Source organism: Sutterella sp., from assembly GCF_052272535.1.
Classification (GTDB): domain Bacteria; phylum Pseudomonadota; class Gammaproteobacteria; order Burkholderiales; family Burkholderiaceae_F; genus Sutterella.
This window is the reverse complement of sequence record NZ_DAVZJY010000346.1, coordinates 1-1,631: the sequence shown is the minus strand read 5'-3', so window position 1 is coordinate 1,631 and position 1,631 is coordinate 1. Positions and strand designations below refer to the sequence as shown.

Annotated in this window: 1 protein-coding gene; it reads right to left on the bottom strand. The window is 71.2% G+C overall.

Translation table 11 applies throughout. The features are described 5' to 3' along the window. The coding region (gene tilS, locus ACT6Y9_RS10860; protein ID WP_443744541.1) for a tRNA lysidine(34) synthetase TilS at positions 1–1,631 on the bottom strand (1,631 nt) is incomplete at both ends.

Below are 1,631 nucleotides of genomic sequence, written 5' to 3'. Positions count from 1 at the left end.
CGATCGCGCCCTGCGATGTCTGCACGACGGCGCTGCGCTCGGCGCCAGACCGGCTCACCACCGCGTCGCGGATCACGAGGTCCGCGCCCCAGCGGCGCAGCTCCCGACCCTGGAGCCGGATCGCGAAGGTCGCGTCCGAATGCGCTTCGTGCACCTGCCGAAGCATGTCCTCAAGGCGCGCCTTCGAGATGGGGCGCAGCCCCTCTTCGGAGAGCCACGCGCGCAGGCACCAGGCCTGGCGCGCAGGAATGAGCTCGAGCAGCCGGAAGATCGAGAGTCCGCGGGGGCGCTCTTCGGAGCGGCACCGCTCGAGGTCCGAGCGCGCGACGCTCTTCAACACGTCGAGCGCCTCCGCGACCAAGGACACCGACCGGGCCGCAGCCGAGCGAAAGCCCGGGCGGATCTTCTCGAGCAGCGGAATCACCTCGCCGCGCACGCGGCTCCTTGAGAACTGCGGATTTACATTGTCCGGGTCGTCGACGTAGGCGAGCTTTCTGCTCTTCACGTAGCGCTCAATGTCGCGGCGCGGCACGCCCGTCCAGGGGCGCAGCAGAAACGCCTGGCGGCCGGCCTGCACGGCCGGCGCATCCTCAACGGAGGGCGAGGCGAGCTCGCGCGCCTCCGGGAAGGCCGCGAGCCCCTCGAGCCCGGCGCCCCGCATCCACTGCAGGAGGAACGTTTCAATGCGGTCGTCCTCGTGATGCGCCGTCATCACGATGTCGAACCCCTCCTTGAGCGCAAAGTGCGCGAGTGCGCGGTAGCGCGCCTCGCGGGCCGCGGCCTCGACGCCCTCGCCCTTCAGGGCGACGCGCACGCGCACCGTGCGGAAGGGAATCCCGCGCTTGGCGCACTCCGAGCGGCAGAGCTCCTCCCAGGCGTCCGCTCCGGACTCGTACCCGTGGTGGACGTAGACGGCCTCGAGTTCGGCGATGAGCGCCTGGCGCTTCTCCTTGAAGAGGCGCGCGGCGACGTCGAGGAGCGCCATCGAGTCGCGTCCGCCCGAAACCGCGACGATCACGCGCACCGGGTTGAGGGGCACGAGGGCGAATTCAGGGCTCGAGCGCCCGAGGAGATGGTCGGCCGCCTCTTCGAGCGAAGACCTGAGCAGGTCGGCGAGCTTCGCGCGCACCGCGGCGCTTCCCGTCGCGGCGGGCTTCTTCTTGGGCTTCATCGCGATCCTGCGCCAGCGCTTCTCCTCCCGCGCCTGCGCCTCGAGCTCCTCGATCAACCTCAGGTCGGGGAGCTTCGCCGGGCCCGTGCGCGGCGCCTCCGGATCTTCAAACGGCATGTCGAGAATGAGGGGGAAGGCCTCCTCAAACTCGCGCGCGCCTTCGAGCGCCTCGGCCGACTCGGCGAGCCGCTCCTGCGCGGCGCCGTTCTTTTCCGCAGAGATGAGGGCGCCCGCGTCAATCACGCTCGCGCGCCGCCCGCGCGAAGCGCTCTTCGTGGTCTTCGCCTTGGCGGTCTTGGCGCCGGCCGCCTTTCGCGGCGCGCGCTTCTTCACGGGCGCCTGGCCGATCAGGCCGGGCATTCCGGCCGTCGCCTCGATCTTCGTGCGCCGCGCTGCGGTCTTCTTCGCGGCGATGGCGGGCGCCGGGGCGTCTTCGACCGCCGCGGCAGCGGCGGACGTC